Raw genomic sequence first — 14484 nt, 5'->3', positions numbered from 1 at the left:
GAGTGCACGCAGGCCGGCGATGCGGCACAATTGCCCGGTCGTAATATTGCTGTGCCGTGGTTCGAGCCACGGCAGGAGTTCGCTGGATGTCCCTGAAAATCACCGATGACTGCATCAACTGCGACGTGTGCGAGCCAGAGTGCCCGAACAGCGCCATTTCCCAGGGCGAGGAAATCTACGTCATCGACCCCAACCTCTGCACCGAATGCGTCGGCCACTACGACGAGCCACAGTGCCAGCAGGTCTGCCCGGTGGACTGCATCCCGCTCGACGAGAACAACGTCGAGAGCAAGGACGAACTGATGCAGAAGTACCTGATCATCACCGGCAAGGCGTGATGCTCTCGCGGCGCCCGACCCGAAGGACCAGCCTGCTCAGGGGCCTCCAGGGTTGTCTCGCCGCCCTCCTGCTGCTGGCCTGCGCGGCCCATGGCAATCCTCTTGCAAACGGCGCCGTCGCCACGGCCCATCCGCTGGCCAGTGAAGTCGGCCGGCGCATTCTCGAAGCTGGCGGCAACGCGTTCGATGCCACCGTTGCGGTCAGCGCAGCCCTGGCCGTGGTCGAGCCATACGGCTCCGGGCTCGGTGGCGGTGGTTTCTTTCTGCTGCGCGAAGCCGGTGAATCGCCCCGCCACATCTTCCTCGACGCCCGCGAGCGAGCACCCGGCGCTGCTACGCCGGACCTGTACCTGCGCGATGGCAAGATCCAGCGCGAACTCTCGCTGAACGGCCCGCTGGCCGCAGCGATTCCCGGCACGCCGGCCGCGCTGGTCGAACTCGCCGAGAAGCGCGGCCGCCTGCCCCTGAAGACCACCCTGGCGCCGGCCATCGCGCTGGCCCGCGATGGCTTCGCGGTGGATGCCGTCTATCGCCAGCGCGCCGGCTGGCGCCTCGCGGCGCTGCGCGATGATCCGGAGAGCGCGCGGCTGTTTCTCCACGACGGGAACCTGCCAGCCGAAGGCCATCGGCTACGCCAGCCGGAGCTGGCGCAGACCCTGGAGCGCCTGGCCATTCACGGCCGCGACGGCTTCTACCGCGGTGAGGTGGCCGAGCAGTTGGTGCAAGGCGTGCAAGCAGCCGGAGGCATCTGGACCCTGCAGGATCTGGCCGACTACCACACCGTCGAGCGCGAGCCGCTGCGCTTCGCCCTCGCCGATGGCCGCAAGCTGATCGGCGCGCCACCACCCTCGGCCGGCGGCATGATCCTCGCGCAGAGCTTGGGCATTCTCGACCGTCTGGCCTGGCGCGAAGCCGAACCGCTGCAACGCAGTCATCTGGTGGTCGAGGCGTTGCGCCGGGCCTATCGTGATCGCGGGCAGCTGGGCGATCCAGATTTCGTCGCGTCACCGCTGCCACGTCTACTTTCAGACCAGTACCTTGACCAGCTCGCCAGCTCCGTCGATCCCGACCAGGCCACGCCCAGCAACGCACTGCCTCCCGCGCCGCGCTGGCGTGAGGGCGAGCACACCACCCACTTCGCGGTGATCGATGCCGAAGGCAATGCAGTGGCGGCGACGCTGTCGCTGAACATGATGTTCGGCGCCGCCTTCACCGTGCCCGGTACCGGTGTGCTGCTCAACGACGAGATGGACGATTTCGCCGCCGACATCGACGGCAGCAATGCCTATGGCCTGAAAGGCAGCAGCGCCAATGCCATCTCCGGCGGCAAGCGGCCGCTGTCGAGCATGAGCCCGACCTTCATCGAAAGCGCCAAGGAGTTCGCCGCCTTTGGCACGCCCGGCGGCAGCCGCATACCGAGCATGGTGCTGCTTTCGGCACTGGCTTATCTGGATGGCGAGCCGGTGCAGGCCTGGCCAGCAGTGCCGCGCTATCACCACCAGTACCTGCCGGATGTGCTGCAGTACGAAGCCGACGCCTTCACCCCGGCGCAGCTGGACGCCCTGCGCGCACGTGGCCACCAGCCCAGGCTGATCGAACGCGACTACGGCAACCAGCAGGTGCTCTACTGGCACAAGTCGAGCGGCACGGTCGAGGCGGCCAGCGACCCGCGCGGCATCGGCCAGGCACTGATGGTGCCGGCACGCCGCGAACCGGTTACAGCTGCAGAATGACCGGACCGTCGTCCTCTGCCAGCTGCCGCAGCTGCCGCGTCAGCTCATGGCCTTCACCCAGCAGCAAGGCGTTGCGCAGGCTCTGGATGATGCGGCTGGCGTAACCCAGGTCGTTCATCAGCGAACTGCTCTGCAAACCGTCCAGCTTCTGGTTGCGGATCGACTCGAACAAGCGGCGACGGAACTCCGCATCGAACTTGGCAGCGCGCTCATCCAGCCAGTTCAAGCGCTCGCGCCATAGCTCATCGGGCAGCTCCGAGTGGTTGAGCGCGCGGATCTCGCGCAACGACTCCAGCAGATGCCGACGCAGCTCGACATAGGCCTGGCGCGCCGCGGAGTCATCGGTGCGCAGGTAGTGGCCGAGGTTCTTCTGCAGGTGCTTGGCGTCCTTGACCGCATCCACCAGCTGCAGCGCCGCAACCTGACAGCTCAGCCAGAACGCCTGATGACTCTCGTCCAGTGGCAGTTCCAGGCGCCCCATGAAGGTCAGGAGATCCGAATACACGCCCTTGATATGCCGCTGATACAGCCGCTCGGCATCCAGGGCCTGAGCGTCTGGTTTCGCGTTTACTAGCGCGTCGTCGATCCGACCCTGCTGACGCAGCTGATCCACCGGCAGGTAAGTCGCATGACAAATCACCTCCAGGCTAAGGCGCGCCAGATGCTGCAGCTCCTGCGCCACGGCACTGGCGGCGGCATCTGCCGAATCCAACGCACGGTCATTCAGGTAGCGCGCGCGGGTCAGCGGCTCGGCCGGCATCGACTGCGCAAGTTCGGTGATCAGCACCGTCGGCTCGACCCGGTCGGGCAGCACACGCTGCAGAAGCTCGGCCAGCTGACGCTGGAACGGCCAGAACAAGGCGACGCCCATTGCATTGAACAGTGAATGAAACAGCGCCAGCTGGATCAGCGTATTGGCGCCCAGTCCCAGCGGTTCGGTAAGCCAGCGCACCAGATCGGTCAGCGGCAGCAGCAGCACCAGCGCCAGCGCCGCAGTCGCCACGTTGAACAGGACATGCGCCAATGCCAGTCGCTGGGCGCTGCGATTGCCGCCAAGCGAGCCGACCAGCGCAGCAGTTACGGTGGTTCCCACATTAGCGCCGATGGCGGTAGCCAGGGCCTGCCCTAGATCGAGCTGCCCGGCGGCCAGCGCCGTCAGGGTCAGCATCAGCGTGGCATGGCTGGATTGCAGCACCACGGTGGCGAGCAGCCCGATCGCCACGAACAGCAGCTGCCCTTTCAGTCCGCCGGCATGGTACTGAGACAGGTCCATGCCGCCGAAGCTGGAAAAGCCATCTTTGATCTGATCGATACCAAGGAAGATGAAGGCGATGCCCAGCACGATGCGCCCGGCCGCCTTGCCCTTGTCACCGGTGAAGCTGGCCAGCACGCCGAAAACCAGTAGCGGCAAGGCCAGCGGGCTCAGGCTGACGTTCTGTCCGGCCAGTGCCAGCAGCCAGATACCGGTGGTGGAGCCGAGATTGGCACCGAACAGGATGGCGATGCCGCCGGCAAGCTTGATCAGCCCGGTGCTGATGAAAGCGATGGTAAGCAACGAGACCAGCGTGCTGGACTGCAGCAGCATGGTGCCGCTGACGCCGAACATCAGGCCCTTGAGCGGCGTCGCAGTACTGCGCGCCAGCAGCTGTTCGAGCTTGCTGCCGGCCAACTGGCGCAGCCCTTCTTCGAGACACTGCATGCCGAACAGGAACAGGGCGAGCCCCGCACACAGCTCAAGCCAACCGTCGCTGGCCCAGAATGACCAGGACAGCATCAGCAAGCCCACGATGGGCAGATATGTCTTGAAGAATCGGTTATTCAAGGAGGGGCTTCGCGGTGCGGGATGGGAGGCGAAGCCTACTGCAGCAACACCGCGACCGGAAGGCTCAGGCCCTGCCAGTCGCGGTGTGGATGACGTCGATCAACGCTGGGCGTCGTAGCCACTGGTGGTGCAGCCCAGGCAGCGCACGAAAGCCGCTTTGCCCGGCTCGACCACCAGTGCCTTGCCAGCCTCGCCGACGTTACCGCCCAGCGCGGTAAACGGCAGACTGACGACGAAAGCGGCGGCGCCGAGCACGGTCGCGCCGATCAGCAGCGGGCGGGCGATGACCAGATCGCCGATCATGGAGTAGGCCTTGGGCGCTTCGACGGTGTACATCGGATCGCCGCTGACATTCTGCGGAACCGATTCCGCATGCGCCGGCAGCGCCAGCAGGCCAGTGGTCAGTGCCAAGACAGCAGCGGTAGAGCGGAACAGGTTCATGGTGTGGTCCTTCAGCTGTGCGAAACGCGGCAATTTTAGTTGTGGCGGCCACTATAGCAGTGGCCGGGGCAAGCTGAGCGTGAACGCCGTCAACGCACGCGCAGTTACAAGGGCTCAGCGCTGGCAACGAGCGCAATACACGCTGGCGCGCTGGCCGAGGCGAATCTCGCGTAGCGTGCTACCGCAGTTCTTGCAGAATGCGCCGGCCCGGCCGTAGACGAACAACTCCTGCTGGAAGTAACCAGGCTTGCCATCGCCACCGACGAAATCGCGCAGCGTCGTGCCGCCGCGCTCGATGGCCATCGCCAGTATTCGCCGGATTTCCTCGCCCAGTTTGAGGTAACGCGCTCGCGAGATGCTTCCTGCCGGGCGCCGCGGGTCGATGCCGGCGGCGAACAGCGCCTCGCTCGCATAGATATTGCCGACGCCCACCACCACCGCGTTATCCATGATGAACGGCTTGACCGCCATGCTGCGCCCGCGGGACAGCCGATACAGCCGGTCACCGTCGAAATCCTCACCCAGCGGCTCGGGCCCGAGGTTGGCGAGCAACACATGTGCGAGCGGCTCATCGCTCCAGAGCATCGCGCCGAAGCGTCGCGGATCGGTGTAGCGCAGCGCCTGGCCGGATTCCAGCAGGATATCGACGTGCTCGTGCTTGGCCGCCGGCAATGCCGCGTCGACCAGCCGCAGGCTACCGGACATGCCCAGATGAACGATCAGCGTGCCGCTCTCGGCCTTGATCAGCAGGTATTTGGCGCGACGTTCGACCGCCTCGATGCGTTGGCCGGAAAGACGCACATCGAGGTCTTCCGGGATCGGCCAGCGCAACCGCCGGTCACGCACCAGCACGCGGCTGACACGCTGACCAACAAGGTATGGCTCGATGCCGCGGCGGGTAGTTTCGACTTCGGGAAGTTCGGGCATGGCGGGACGTTGGATACAGCGAAGGGATGCCGACCTTATCAGGCCGGCGCCGGGGCGTCAGCCCACGCCCAGCTCACGGATGCTTTCCTTGAGGCAGACGAAATCGTATTCCGACAGCCCGACGTACTCGAGTACCAGCTGTGACACGCTGTCCCACTCGTGATCGTCCGGCTGCGCGCCGAGCACCCGGTGGCAGGCGCAAATGTGCTCGGCCATCTTGAGGATCGCCAGCAGTGTCTTGATCGGCGCGTCGCGTCCCGAATCTTCGGCGAACAGCGACAGCGCGTTATGGTGGTTGGCGATGGCATCGCACAGGTGCAGCGGCAGATTCCACGACTTGGCGGTGAAGTAGCCGACCACAGCATGGTTGGTGCTGAGCACGCGATTCTCGATATCGACGATGCGCTGGCCGTCACCGGTACTGGCGTACGCCTCTTCCAGCACACTCATGTAACCGGGGAAGCGCTTGAGCATCAGCGGGATGCCGCAGTTGTGGAAAAGCCCCAGCGTGTACGCCTCATCCGGGGACTGGTAACCGATGCGCTTGGCCAGGGTCAGGCAGGCCATGGCCACGTCCTGCGCACTGTCCCAGAAGCGGCTCAGGGTCACGATGGTCTCATCGCTCATCTCGCCCTTGATTGACTGCGCGTTGATCAAGTTGATCACCGAATTGCAGCCCAGCAGGTTTACCGCCTGCTGGATGGAAGCGATGCGGTTGGCCAGACCGAAATGCGGCGAGTTGACCAGCTTGAGCAGCGCTCCGGAAAGGCCCGGGTCCTGGCTGATCAGCCGGGCGATCGCCTTCAGATCGGGCACCGGCATGACCTGCTCCATCTGCAGGTCGACCATGATCTGCGGTTGCGGTGGCACGCTGATGCCTTGCAGCACCCGGCGGATCTGTTCGGCGGAAAGTTCAACGGCCATGAAGGGTCGCTCGACGAGAAGGCAAAGTGCCACTGGCACGAAAGGGCGAACTTTGGCTGAGAAGCGGGTCCCATTTCAAGTGACTCGCATTCGGCGAGCTTACCGACAGACAAACGGAGGCATGCTCATGACCCAACCCCTCAACGGCAAGCGCGTGGCAATCCTGGTAACCGACGGCTTCGAGCAGGTCGAGCTGACCGGACCTCAGGAAGCGCTGGAGAAGGCCGGTGCGACAGCCCAGATTGTCTCCGCCAAGAATGGCGAAGTGACCGGCTGGAACCACACCACGCCGGCCAGCAAGTTTCACGTGGACAAGACCTTCGATGACCTCGATGTGAATGACTATGACGCCGTGCTGTTACCCGGCGGCGTGGTCAACTCCGACACCATTCGCACCGACGAAACCGCGCAGAAGCTGGTGCGCGACGCCGCCGCGGCGAACAAACCGATAGCGGTGATCTGTCACGGCGGCTGGCTGTTGATCTCGGCCGGTCTGGTCAAGGGCAAGCGCATGACCAGCTGGCCTTCGCTTACCGACGACCTGAAGAACGCCGGCGCCGAGTGGGTCGATGAGCAGGTGGTGGTGGACGGTCAGCTGATCAGCAGTCGCAAGCCGGATGACATCCCGGCGTTCAGTCAGGCGCTGATCGACGCCCTGTCCGCCTGAGCGGGCGACACGTGGCGGGTGCTGCGAGGATTTTCCGGCAGCGCTGGCGCGCGTGGCCTGCCGCTCGTTTAGAATGCCCGTCTTTTTCCCGGAGCCCCGCCGATGACCCTGCCCAGCCTGCGCCTCAAAGCCAATGCCGATCGCCGCCTGCGCGCCGGCCATCTGTGGGTCTACAGCAACGAGGTGGACACCGCGGCCACGCCGCTGGCGGGCTTCGCCGCCGGGGATCAGGCCGTGCTCGAAGCCGCCGGCGGCAAACCGCTGGGCATCGTCGGGGTGTCGCCGAACAACCTTATCTGCGCACGCCTGCTGTCGCGCGATCTCAAGCACAGCCTGGACAAGTCGCTGCTGGTGCATCGCATTCAGGTCGCGCTGTCGCTGCGTGATCGCCTGTTCGATCAGCCGTGCTACCGCCTGATCTACGGCGATTCCGACCTGCTGCCGGGCCTGGTGGTGGATCGCTTCCACGACCATCTGGTGGTGCAGCTGGCCTCGGCCACCATGGAGCGCAATAAGGATGCCGTGCTGGAGGCGCTGGTGCAGGTGCTCAAGCCCCGCGGCGTACTGTGGAAGAACGACTCCAGCGCCCGCGACGCCGAAGGCCTGGAGCGTTACGTCGATACCGCGTTCGGCGTGGTGCCGGAATGGGTCGCGCTGGAAGAGAACGGCGTGAAGTTCGAAGCACCGGTGCTGCAGGGCCAGAAGACCGGCTGGTTCTACGATCACCGCATGAACCGCGCGCGCCTGGCGCCCTACGTGAAGGGCAAGCGCGTGCTCGACCTGTTCAGCTACATCGGCGGCTGGGGCGTGCAGGCGGCGGCCTTCGGTGCCAGCGAAGTGTTCTGCGTCGATGCCTCGGCTTTTGCCCTGGACGGCGTCGAGCGCAACGCGGCACTGAATGGCGTTGCCGAGAAGATGACCTGCGTCGAGGGCGATGCCTTCGAGGCGATGAAGGAACTGAAGAACGCCGAGGAGCGCTTCGATGTGGTCATCACCGACCCGCCCGCCTTCATCAAGCGCAAGAAGGACATCAAGAATGGCGAGGCCGCTTACCGTCGCCTCAACGAAGCCGCCATGCGCCTGCTCAACAAGGACGGCATCCTGGTCAGCGCCAGCTGCTCCATGCACCTGGAAGAAGATCACCTGCAGAACATCCTGCTCGGCAGCGCGCGCCATCTCGACCGCAATATCCAGCTGCTCGAACGCGGCGCTCAGGGCCCGGATCATCCGGTACATCCGGCGATCCCGGAAACCCGCTACATCAAGAGCCTGACCTGCCGCATCCTGCCCAACAGCTGACGGCGGCGCGAACCCGCGCTTCGTACATATGAACCCCTCGCCCGGTACTCCGGGCGAGGGGTTCTTCGTGCCGTACTACTCGATGCCCTTGCGTTGGTCGCTCCACAACAGGCTGGTGCACAACCCGCAGAAACGCCCGTAGAAGGTGCCACGCGCACTCTCGTCGTCCATCAGGTGATAACGGAACCAGGCCGTCGTCGGTCCACGATAGGCACCACCATTACCGACCGGCTCGAAATGGCTGACATAGCGCCGCTCACCCCAGAAGACCGGAACGTTGGCTCGGGTGTAGACCGGCTGGGCGTTCAGGTACGGAATGGCGATGGTGTCCGCGCCGCCCGACATCAGAAACATCGGCCCGCGCTGATTGCGCTGCGACGACGTGTCGTGCCCAAGCCCGATGGTATACGGCTGGATCGGCGCAGTGACCTTCACGCGATCGTCCTGCCCGGCCATGATCGAGCCACCGCCGCCCTGGGAATGGCCCGATGTGGCGACCCGTCCGGTGTTCAGCACGCCGACGTAGGTGCCGTAGGTGCGATTGCTTTCCTGCACCAGGTAGTCGAGGCAGGCAAGCATGTCTCGCCCGGTGCCGGCGTTGGAGGTTTCCGCCGCGGCCACCACGAAGCCATGGCTGGCCCAGTGGGTCAGCAGTCCGGAATAGGTCGTCGGCCCGGTGCCGGTGCCATTGCCCCACAGAATGATCGGGTGCCTGACACCGTTCTGGCCCAGCGTGCGTGGCCGGAACACGCGGCAGCTCGGCCCCTCGCTCTGGCTGGTGACGGCGTAGGGGCCGGAATTGTCGAAGCTCGAAACCGAGGGAAATGGTGTCCCTGGCGTGTCCGGTAGGGGGGCAGCGACGGCGGTTGCGGATAGGGCCACCAGAGCAGCGGCGCTCAGGTATCGGCGTGTGAACTTGTGCATCTGCATTCCTCATTCTTATCGTTGGTATAAGGACGCCTCACTTATCACCAGCTGCCCGCTACTCCGCAAAACGGGCACTCATGGCGAGGCGACCGCTCGCTGGTCAGCGGCACGACAAGGTGCAATCACCAGCGAAACGGTCGGGAATGGACTGTAGCGAGCGATCCTTGACCCGCCAGCCAAGTGGACGGGCGGTCACGCCCGGAAAACACCTGCCAATTCGCTGGCAAAACCTCCTCCCCAGCGGCGCCGGCCGGCTGGCATGCGGTATAGCGCAGCACCGGCAATCGTCGCGCCTGGCCCGAGCACGGGAACGTGCGTAGAATCGGTGATATCTCGCCATTCACCACACGGCGACCACTGAGCCCAGGCCCTACGAGCGTCTACCCGCCTCGACCCGGCCCCTTCCGAACGCACGGTCACCCTCCGTTGCATCCGGCACAGGCGTTGCTCACCATATGCATACCTCCGATTACCTGATTAGCCGCAGGAACCGTCATGCCCGATTACCGTTCGAAAACCTCCACGCACGGCCGCAACATGGCCGGCGCCCGCGCGTTGTGGCGCGCCACCGGCATGAAGGATGAAGACTTCAAGAAGCCGATCATCGCCATCGCCAACTCCTTCACCCAGTTCGTTCCCGGTCACGTGCACCTGAAAGACATGGGCCAACTGGTCGCCCGTGAGATCGAAAAAGCCGGCGGCGTGGCCAAGGAGTTCAATACCATCGCGGTCGACGACGGCATCGCCATGGGCCACGACGGCATGCTCTACTCGCTGCCATCGCGCGAGATCATCGCCGATTCGGTGGAATACATGGTCAATGCCCATTGCGCCGACGCCATCGTCTGCATCTCCAACTGCGACAAGATCACCCCCGGCATGCTGATGGCCGCGCTGCGCCTGAACATCCCGGTGGTGTTCGTCTCCGGCGGGCCGATGGAAGCCGGCAAGACCAAACTGGCCAGCCATGGCCTGGACCTGGTCGATGCCATGGTCATCGCCGCCGACGAATCGGCCAGTGATGAAAAAGTCGCCGAATACGAGCGCAGCGCCTGCCCGACCTGCGGCAGCTGCTCCGGCATGTTCACCGCCAACTCGATGAACTGCCTTGCCGAAGCCCTGGGCCTCGCCCTGCCCGGCAACGGCTCGACCCTGGCCACCCATAGCGACCGCGAGCAGCTTTTCCTGCGCGCCGGTCGCATCGCTGTCGAGCTCTGCCAGCGTTACTACGGCGAGGGCGACGAGTCCGTGCTGCCGCGCAATATCGCCAGCCGCAAGGCGTTCGAGAATGCCATGACCCTGGACATCGCCATGGGTGGCTCGACCAACACCATCCTGCACCTCTTGGCCGCCGCCCAGGAAGCCGAGGTCGACTTCGACCTGCGCGCCATCGACGCCCTGTCGCGCAAGGTGCCGCAGCTGTGCAAGGTGGCGCCGAACATCCAGAAGTACCACATGGAAGACGTGCACCGCGCCGGCGGTATCTTCTCCATTCTTGGCGAGCTCGCTCGCGGCGGCCTGCTGCACACCGACGTGCCCACCGTGCACAGCCGGACCATGGCTGAAGCCATCGCGCAGTGGGACATCACCCAGACTCAGGACGAAGCGGTGCACACCTTCTTCAAGGCAGGTCCGGCCGGTATCCCGACACAGACGGCGTTCAGCCAGTCGACCCGTTGGGACACCCTCGATCTGGACCGCGCCGAAGGCTGCATCCGTAGCGTCGAGCACGCCTACTCGCAAGAAGGCGGCCTGGCGGTTCTGTACGGCAACATCGCCCTCGATGGCTGCGTGGTGAAAACCGCCGGCGTGGACGAATCCATCCACGTCTTCGAAGGCACCGCAAAGATCTTCGAAAGCCAGGACAGCGCCGTCAAAGGCATCCTCAATGACGAAGTGAAGCCGGGCGACATCGTCATCATCCGTTACGAAGGCCCGAAGGGCGGCCCGGGCATGCAGGAGATGCTCTACCCCACCAGTTACCTGAAGTCCAAGGGTCTGGGCAAGGATTGCGCCCTGCTCACCGACGGCCGCTTCTCCGGCGGCACCTCGGGCCTGTCCATCGGCCATGCCTCGCCGGAAGCGGCTGCGGGCGGCGCCATCGGCCTCGTGCAGGATGGCGACAAGGTGCTGATCGACATTCCCAACCGCAGCATCAACCTGCTGGTCAGCGATGAAGAGCTGTCCCATCGCCGCATCGAGCAGGACAAGAAGGGCTGGAAGCCGGCTCAGCCACGCGCGCGCAAGGTGACCACAGCGCTCAAGGCCTACGCCCTGCTCGCCACCAGCGCCGACAAGGGTGCGGTGCGCAACAAGGCGATGCTGGACGGCTGATCGCCAGCCACGGCCGCAACAGAAAAGCCCGACCTTGCGTCGGGCTTTTTCATGCGCGCTATTCGGTAATCGCCGGCTCCAGCCGTATGCCGTCGATTTCCAGAGCCTTGAAGCGCGGCGGCACCACCCGCCAGGCACCGCGCTCGATCTGCTGCTTGAGCGACTCGCCGTCGAGGGCCTGCTGATCGATCGTGCGCAGGTGCCCGATCCAGCGCCAGCCGGCGGTATCGCCACGGCCCAGCACCGTCACGATCCGCGACCGTGCACCGCGCAACAGCAGCACCTCGGGTTGACTGTCATCATCCAGATCGACGGCAAACAGCATGCAATCCTCGTCACAGCCCTGTGTCGCGATAGCCTGCGCCAATGCCCCGTTGGCGTCCTCAAGGGGCTGGCCGATCCACGGCACCGGCGCGGTATTGGCCATGTCGTGCGCGTGTCGCCAGTTCCAGTAGTTGTCAGCCTTGTCCACGCGCTGCAGGTCTGCCTGCAGTTGCTCGCGTCGTGCGTCTTCGACATCGGGCTCGGCCAGGCGCTGGCGCAGTTTTTCCAGATGGTCGCGGCCGGGTTGTCCCAGCTGAAAGCGCAATGCGCCGAGGTCGGTGCGATCTGTCGGCACCCGCTCGTCGAGCAGGCGCTGGTACTGGTTGGCCGCGCTGAGCTGCAACGGGCTCAACGGCGGCACATGCAGCAATAGCAACAGCGCCACCGATGTCAGCGCCAGTACCGGATTGCTCCGGCGCAACCCCGCCAGCCATCCATCGCGCCGTTGCAGCACCGCTGCCATCAGCGCCAGCGCATGCAGCAGCGCAACCAGCGTCGCCCCGACCGCCACCACCCGATCAGGCGTGAGCCCGTACTGGCCGATCCGCAGCCAGAGCGCGTAAATCGCAAGAGCTGCCAGCAGCGGCAGGCACAGGGAGCTGGCGTCGACCAGCACGCGCAGCGCCCGCGGGTAATGCACCGCTTGCCGGCCATCCTGAATGACGCCGTTGAGCAGCGCGACATGGGCGAACACCATGGCCAGCAGGATCGGCGTCGCGTGGCGGGTCTCCCACAGCGGCTGCAGGCCGGTGAACGGCAGGCAGACCACGAACAGCAGCAGGATCAGCACCGTCAGCGGCAGCAGGAAGCGACACATCGCCTGCAGCACGTTGCGCAGCGCATCGACCACCTGGCCGCGCTCAAGGCCGATCCACAGCCCGATGGCGACAACCGTCGCGCTGGCCACCCAGATAAAGCCGGAGGACTCGAACAGGGTTGCGAAAATCCTGATGCCGACCAGCTTGAACAGGCCGGCCCAGAGCCATATCAGCAGCCAGAACGCCGCCAGCATCAGCAGCGCCATGAACAGCAGCAGGCCGTTGTTGATGGCATGCCGGTACAGCGCGGCGTAGTCGACACGCCAGCGATGATAGGCATGCCGCGCCTGGATGAAGGGTGTCAGCACATAAGCCAGGATCAGGTTGCTCCACAGCAGCAGCGTGCCGACGGATTCGCCCAGGTAATACCAGCGCGGCTGGTCGAACTGCAGGGCGAGACCGCCCGCCAGCACGGCCGGCAACAGAGCTGCGGCAAGGACCAGGCGCCAGCGTCCGGCCTCGCGCAGCCCGCCCCAGAGCAGCTGCACCTGCCAGCCGCCAATCACCGTGAAGGCCAGCAGTGCCGAACACAGGACTCGCCAGCCAGCAGCGTGCGGCCAGGCCTCGCTGGCCGCCCAGAGCGCCAAACCCTGCAGCAATCCGACCGCCAGATAGACTTTCAGCGGTCGAGCTTCGCCTGTCTGTTCCATGCACATTCCTTTTGCCGGTGAGCGCGCCGTCCAATCGCGGCGGGTTGCAGTGTGCAGCCCGTCCGGTCGGGCCGCAACGCAGGTGCGACAGCGCGTGATCAGGTCGCCAGTGCCTTGTGTTCGAGCAGCCCGCAGACGTGTTCGGCAATCGCCAGGCAGGCGGTCAGGCCCGGCGATTCAATGCCGAACAGGTTCACCAGGCCGGCGATACCGTGCTGCGCCGGGCCATCGATGCGAAAGTCCGCGGCCGCCTCGCCGGGCCCGCTGATCTTCGGGCGGATGCCGGTGTAGGCCGGTTGCAACGCATCGTCCGGCAGCCCTGGCCAATAACGGCGAATCGCGGCGTAGAAGCCCGCGGCCCGTCCCGGTTCGATGCGGTAGTCCAGATCCTCGACCCATTGCACGTCCGGGCCGAAACGGGCCTGCCCGGCCAGGTCCAGGGTCAGGTGCACGCCAAGCCCGCCGGGCTCGGGCAGTGGATAAACCAGATGGCGGAACGGCGTGCGCCCGCTCAGGCTGAAGTAGCTGCCCTTGGCGAAGAACTGTCGCGGCCGCCCCGCCAGGCCCAACCCAGCGGTGTGCGCGGCGAGGATGGGCGCACCATGCCCGGCGCAATTCACCACGGTGCGGGCCAGCAGCTGCAACGGATCGGCGCCGCCCACCTCGACTCGCAAGCCTTCGCTGCCGGCCGCGATCGCCGTTACCGGCGCGTTCAGCGCCAGCACCGCACCGTGGCGCTCGGCATCGCCCAGCAGTGCCAGCATCAACGCGTGACTGTCGATGATGCCAGTGCTTGGCGAGAGCAACCCAGCCACCGCATGCAGCTGCGGTTCCAGGGCCAGCACCTCGCGCCCATTCAGGCGCTGCAGATCATCGACCCCATTGGCCTGCGCGTGCCGCTGCAATTGCTCCAGCGCCGCAAGCTGAGCCTCGTCGGTGGCGACGATCAGCTTGCCGCAGCGCCGATGGGCCACGCCGTGGCTGGCGCAGAAATCGTAGAGCTGGCGACGCCCGGCCACGCATAGCCGACCCTTGAGCGAGCCCTGCGGGTAGTAGATGCCGGCGTGGATGACCTCGCTGTTGCGCGCGCTGGTGGCGGTGCCGAAGGCTGCCTCGGCTTCCAGTATCAGCACCTCGCGCCCGGCCAGCGCCAGCGCGCGTGCCACGGCCAAGCCAACCACTCCCGCGCCCACCACCACGCAATCCACCCGATCCATGCCAGACTCCTCGACCCGAAGTTCCCAAGCCTGCCGCAACCACAGCGGCCGGCCAAGGGTCGG

Annotated in this window: 12 protein-coding genes; 5 read left to right on the top strand and 7 right to left on the bottom strand. The window is 65.5% G+C overall.

All coding sequences use genetic code 11. The features are described from left to right. The first annotated feature begins 86 nt into the window (after positions 1–86). Positions 87–338, top strand: coding sequence for a YfhL family 4Fe-4S dicluster ferredoxin (locus UIB01_RS01200; RefSeq protein WP_003303200.1), 252 nt, complete (start codon positions 87–89; stop codon positions 336–338). Beyond that, a complete protein-coding gene (gene ggt / locus UIB01_RS01195) occupies positions 338–2071 on the top strand; it encodes a gamma-glutamyltransferase (protein ID WP_038656093.1) in 1734 nt (577 codons plus the stop codon). The genes UIB01_RS01200 and ggt overlap by 1 nt, the downstream gene beginning before the upstream one ends. Here ggt and UIB01_RS01190 read toward each other — a convergent pair. The 4 genes from UIB01_RS01190 to UIB01_RS01175 all read right to left on the bottom strand — a co-directional run bounded on the left by UIB01_RS01190 (position 2055) and on the right by UIB01_RS01175 (position 6185). Next, positions 2055–3845, bottom strand: coding sequence for a Na/Pi cotransporter family protein (locus tag UIB01_RS01190; RefSeq protein WP_051605124.1), 1791 nt, complete (start codon positions 3843–3845; stop codon positions 2055–2057). The genes ggt and UIB01_RS01190 overlap by 17 nt on opposite strands. A gap of 147 nt (positions 3846–3992) precedes the next feature. Continuing rightward, complete coding sequence (locus UIB01_RS01185) at positions 3993–4334, bottom strand: hypothetical protein (RefSeq protein ID WP_038656089.1); 342 nt, start codon at positions 4332–4334, stop codon at positions 3993–3995. 114 nt (positions 4335–4448) lie between these two features. Next, positions 4449–5261 (bottom strand): bifunctional DNA-formamidopyrimidine glycosylase/DNA-(apurinic or apyrimidinic site) lyase, encoded by an 813-nt coding sequence (mutM, locus tag UIB01_RS01180; protein ID WP_038656087.1) that lies wholly within the window; start codon positions 5259–5261, stop codon positions 4449–4451. Positions 5262–5318: 57 nt separating this feature from the next. After that, positions 5319–6185 carry an HDOD domain-containing protein gene (locus UIB01_RS01175; protein ID WP_038656085.1) on the bottom strand — a complete coding sequence of 289 codons (867 nt, stop codon included), beginning with the start codon at positions 6183–6185 and terminating at the stop codon, positions 5319–5321. A 127-nt stretch (positions 6186–6312) separates the two neighbouring features. Here UIB01_RS01175 and UIB01_RS01170 point away from each other — a divergent pair, with 127 nt between their 5' ends. Both UIB01_RS01170 and UIB01_RS01165 read left to right on the top strand, forming a co-directional pair. Next, entirely contained in the window at positions 6313–6852 is a 540-nt protein-coding gene (locus tag UIB01_RS01170; protein ID WP_038656083.1) for a type 1 glutamine amidotransferase domain-containing protein, read from the top strand. A 102-nt stretch (positions 6853–6954) separates the two neighbouring features. After that, positions 6955–8151 carry a class I SAM-dependent rRNA methyltransferase gene (locus tag UIB01_RS01165; protein ID WP_038656081.1) on the top strand — a complete coding sequence of 399 codons (1197 nt, stop codon included), beginning with the start codon at positions 6955–6957 and terminating at the stop codon, positions 8149–8151. Between the two features lie 75 nt (positions 8152–8226). Here the strand turns inward: UIB01_RS01165 and UIB01_RS01160 are convergent, their stop codons facing one another. Beyond that, complete coding sequence (locus UIB01_RS01160) at positions 8227–9075, bottom strand: poly(ethylene terephthalate) hydrolase family protein (RefSeq protein WP_038656079.1); 849 nt, start codon at positions 9073–9075, stop codon at positions 8227–8229. 498 nt (positions 9076–9573) lie between these two features. On the opposite strand from UIB01_RS01160, the gene ilvD reads away from it, so the two are divergent. Beyond that, positions 9574–11412 (top strand): dihydroxy-acid dehydratase, encoded by a 1839-nt coding sequence (gene ilvD / locus UIB01_RS01155; RefSeq protein WP_038656077.1) that lies wholly within the window; start codon positions 9574–9576, stop codon positions 11410–11412. A gap of 58 nt (positions 11413–11470) precedes the next feature. Here ilvD and UIB01_RS01150 read toward each other — a convergent pair whose 3' ends face one another. Together UIB01_RS01150 and UIB01_RS01145 are read right to left on the bottom strand one after the other, a co-directional pair. Then, complete coding sequence (locus tag UIB01_RS01150; RefSeq protein WP_038656075.1) at positions 11471–13204, bottom strand: DUF4153 domain-containing protein; 1734 nt, start codon at positions 13202–13204, stop codon at positions 11471–11473. A gap of 98 nt (positions 13205–13302) precedes the next feature. After that, entirely contained in the window at positions 13303–14421 is a 1119-nt protein-coding gene (locus tag UIB01_RS01145; protein ID WP_038656073.1) for an NAD(P)/FAD-dependent oxidoreductase, read from the bottom strand. Positions 14422–14484: the final 63 nt, after the last annotated feature.

It is taken from the genome of Stutzerimonas decontaminans (genome assembly GCF_000661915.1).
In the GTDB taxonomy this organism is placed as follows: Bacteria; Pseudomonadota; Gammaproteobacteria; order Pseudomonadales; family Pseudomonadaceae; genus Stutzerimonas; species Stutzerimonas decontaminans.
This window is presented reverse-complemented; position numbering and strand designations above follow the sequence as displayed.

Bases quoted from the DNA above. Each gene is read 5' to 3' on its own strand.
- UIB01_RS01200 (WP_003303200.1), top strand. From the start codon at position 87: ATGTCCCTGAAAATCACCGATGACTGCATCAACTGCGACGTGTGCGAG.
- ggt (WP_038656093.1), top strand. From the start codon at position 338: ATGCTCTCGCGGCGCCCGACCCGAAGGACCAGCCTGCTCAGGGGCCTC.
- UIB01_RS01190 (WP_051605124.1), bottom strand. From the start codon at position 3,845: ATGCTGTCCTGGTCATTCTGGGCCAGCGACGGTTGGCTTGAGCTGTGT.
- UIB01_RS01185 (WP_038656089.1), bottom strand. From the start codon at position 4,334: ATGAACCTGTTCCGCTCTACCGCTGCTGTCTTGGCACTGACCACTGGC.
- mutM (WP_038656087.1), bottom strand. From the start codon at position 5,261: ATGCCCGAACTTCCCGAAGTCGAAACTACCCGCCGCGGCATCGAGCCA.
- UIB01_RS01175 (WP_038656085.1), bottom strand. From the start codon at position 6,185: ATGGCCGTTGAACTTTCCGCCGAACAGATCCGCCGGGTGCTGCAAGGC.
- UIB01_RS01170 (WP_038656083.1), top strand. From the start codon at position 6,313: ATGACCCAACCCCTCAACGGCAAGCGCGTGGCAATCCTGGTAACCGAC.
- UIB01_RS01165 (WP_038656081.1), top strand. From the start codon at position 6,955: ATGACCCTGCCCAGCCTGCGCCTCAAAGCCAATGCCGATCGCCGCCTG.
- UIB01_RS01160 (WP_038656079.1), bottom strand. From the start codon at position 9,075: ATGCACAAGTTCACACGCCGATACCTGAGCGCCGCTGCTCTGGTGGCC.
- ilvD (WP_038656077.1), top strand. From the start codon at position 9,574: ATGCCCGATTACCGTTCGAAAACCTCCACGCACGGCCGCAACATGGCC.
- UIB01_RS01150 (WP_038656075.1), bottom strand. From the start codon at position 13,204: ATGGAACAGACAGGCGAAGCTCGACCGCTGAAAGTCTATCTGGCGGTC.
- UIB01_RS01145 (WP_038656073.1), bottom strand. From the start codon at position 14,421: ATGGATCGGGTGGATTGCGTGGTGGTGGGCGCGGGAGTGGTTGGCTTG.